We start from the raw sequence: 3,004 nt of genomic DNA, 5'->3' as shown, positions 1-3,004 counted from the left end.
CCGATCCGGCCCCCGCGTATATCACGCGGTCAGGCCTTCTGGTTCGGGGAGTTTGTTTGCGCGGCAGCAGGCGGTGAGGGTGTTGGCCAGCAGGCAGGCGATGGTCATGGGGCCGACGCCGCCGGGGACGGGGGTGATGGCGCCGGCGCGTTCGGCAGCGCTGGCATAATCGACGTCGCCGACCAGCTTGGTCTTGCCATCGCGTTCGATGCGGTTGATGCCCACGTCGATCACGGTGGCGCCTTCCTTGATCCAGTCGCCGGGCACCATCTCGGGGCGGCCGACAGCGGCCACGACAATATCGGCGCGGCGCACCACATCCGGCAGGTCCCTGGTGCGCGAATGCGCGATGGTCACAGTGCAGCTGTCCCCCAGCAGCAGCTGAGCCATCGGCTTGCCCACGATGTTCGAGCGACCGATGACAACCGCATCCATGCCCGACAGCGACCCGTGGTGATCGCGCAGCATCATCAGGCAGCCCAGCGGGGTGCAGGGCACCATCGATTTCTGACCAGTGCCCAGCAGGCCCACATTCGAGATGTGGAAGCCGTCCACATCCTTGGCCGGATCGATCGAGTTGATCACCAGATCCTCGTTCAGGTGTTTTGGCAGCGGCAGCTGGACCAGAATGCCATGCACCGCCGGATCAGTGTTCAGTTTGTCGATCAGCGCCAGCAGGTCCGCCTCGGAGGTCTCCACATCGAGCTTGTGCTCATACGAGTTCATGCCAACCTCGACGGTCATCTTGCCTTTCGAGCGGACGTAGACCTGGCTGGCCGGATCCTCTCCCACCAGAACCACGGCCAGGCCGGGGGTGATGCCGTTTTCCTCTTTCAGCTTTGCAACCTGATCGGCCACCTGCGCGCGCACTTTGGCGGCAAAGGCCTTCCCGTCGATAACCTGCGCTACCATCCTTTGGTCCCTTCTTTCAAAACCCAAACGGGCGCAGAACGCGCCCGGTCTTTACTCGGGGCCGAGCACACGTTCCTCACGTGCAATCGACCAGTCAATCAGAATGCGCCAGAGCGTTTCGGACAAATCGGGGTCCATCCCCGCCGCCTGCGAACTGGCGCGCACCTTTTGCACCACATCCTCGACCCGGTCCGGGATGCGGGCGGGCAGGCCCTCGCCCGGCTTCAGCTCAGACGCGCGGTCGATATAGCTTGCGCGCCTCACCAGCATCCCGATCAGCTGGCGGTCCAGCCTGTCGATCTGAACCCGCAGATCCCGCATCGAATGGCAGTCCTGCGGCGGTGTCAGAGTGGGCATCATCGTCTCCTCATGGCCCGGGGGTCCCGGACCACGAGATGTCTTATTCAGCGGCTTAGAACAAGCCCTCGATCTCACCTGCGTCATTGAGGCAGATGGTTTCCGCGGCCGGTTTGCGGGGCAGGCCCGGCATGGTCATGATCTCACCGCAGACAACCACAATAAAGCCCGCACCCGCGCTCAGGCGGACCTCACGCACCGGCACCGAATGGCCGGTGGGCGCGCCCCGCAAGCTCGGGTCGGTCGAGAAGCTGTACTGGGTTTTCGCCATGCAGACCGGCAGGTTGCCATACCCCGCAGCTTCCCATTCTTTCAGCTGCGTGCGGATCTTGTTGTCGGCCAGAACCTCGTCGGCGCGGTAGATGCGCTTGGCGATGGTTTCGATCTTCTCAAACAGCGGCATCTCGTCGGGGTAGATCGGCGCGAAGTTCGCAGACCCCCCTTCGACGATTTCCACAACCTTGCGGGCCAGATCGGCAGAGCCTTCCGAGCCCAGTTCCCAGTGGCGCGACAGAACCGCCTCGACCCCGTGAGAGGAACAATAATCCTTCACCGCCTGAACCTCGGCATCGGTGTCGGTGACAAAGTGGTTGATGGCGACAACAACCGGCACACCGAACGACTTCACGTTCTCGATATGGCGGCCCAGGTTGGCGCAGCCCGCCTTGACCGCATCGACATTCTCGGCGCCCAGATCGGCCTTGGCGACACCGCCATTCATCTTCATCGCCCGCACGGTGGCAACCAGAACCACGGCAGAGGGCGCAATGCCCGCCTTGCGGCACTTGATGTTCATGAACTTCTCGGCACCCAGATCGGCGCCAAAGCCCGCCTCGGTCACCACATAGTCAGCCACTTTCAGCGCGGTCTTGGTGGCAATGACCGAGTTGCAGCCATGCGCGATGTTGGCGAACGGGCCGCCATGGACAAAGGCCGGGTTGTTTTCCAGCGTCTGCACCAGGTTCGGCTGCATCGCGTCTTTCAGCAGAACGGTCATCGCGCCTTCGGCCTTGATGTCGCGGCAGTAGACCGGGGTCTTGTCGCGGCGATAGGCCACGATGATGTCACCCAGACGCTTTTCCAGATCCTTCAGGTCGTTGGCCAGACACAGGATCGCCATGACCTCGGACGCCACGGTGATGTCAAAACCTGTTTCGCGCGGGAACCCGTTCGACACGCCGCCCAGGCTGGCAGTAATCTGGCGCAGGGCGCGGTCGTTCATGTCAACCACACGACGCCATGCGACCCGGCGGGTGTCGATCTCGCATTCATTGCCCCAGTAGATGTGGTTGTCGATCATCGCCGACAGCAGCGAATGGGCCGAGGTGATCGCGTGGAAATCGCCGGTGAAGTGCAGGTTCATCTCTTCCATCGGAACAACCTGCGCATAGCCGCCCCCCGCAGCGCCGCCCTTCATGCCGAAGTTCGGACCCAGCGAGGCCTCGCGGATACAGATCATCGCATTCTTGCCGATCCGGTTCAGACCGTCACCCAGACCAACGGTCGTGGTAGTCTTGCCTTCACCCGCAGGCGTCGGGTTGATCGCAGTCACCAGCACCAGCTTGCCGTCCTCACGACCCTGCACCGAGTTGATGAACTCCTGGCTCACCTTCGCCTTGTCATGCCCATACGGCAACAGATCATCACTGGATATTCCAAGCTTCGCGCCGATCTCCTGGATCGGCTTCTTATTCGCTTCACGCGCAATTTCGATGTCGGATTTATAGCTCATTGG

General features: G+C 62.3%; 3 protein-coding genes. All 3 read right to left on the bottom strand.

All coding sequences use genetic code 11. The features are described 5' to 3' along the window. Nucleotides 1-21: 21 nt before the first annotated feature. The 3 genes from folD to ACR0ES_RS20045 are packed head-to-tail and all read right to left on the bottom strand — an operon-like array spanning nucleotide 22 to nucleotide 3,001. Complete coding sequence (folD, locus tag ACR0ES_RS20055; protein ID WP_480871586.1) at nucleotides 22-912, bottom strand: bifunctional methylenetetrahydrofolate dehydrogenase/methenyltetrahydrofolate cyclohydrolase FolD; 891 nt, start codon at nucleotides 910-912, stop codon at nucleotides 22-24. A 51-nt stretch (nucleotides 913-963) separates the two neighbouring features. After that, on the bottom strand, nucleotides 964-1,269 hold the full coding sequence (locus ACR0ES_RS20050) for a chorismate mutase (RefSeq protein WP_480473724.1): 306 nt from the start codon (nucleotides 1,267-1,269) through the stop codon (nucleotides 964-966). A 55-nt stretch (nucleotides 1,270-1,324) separates the two neighbouring features. Further along, a complete protein-coding gene (locus ACR0ES_RS20045; RefSeq protein WP_480586122.1) occupies nucleotides 1,325-3,001 on the bottom strand; it encodes a formate--tetrahydrofolate ligase in 1,677 nt (558 codons plus the stop codon). Nucleotides 3,002-3,004: the final 3 nt, after the last annotated feature.

The sequence above is a fragment of the Ruegeria sp. N7 genome (assembly GCF_056531345.1).
Note: the sequence above shows the minus strand (reverse complement) of the source record. Positions and strands in the feature narration are given on the sequence as shown.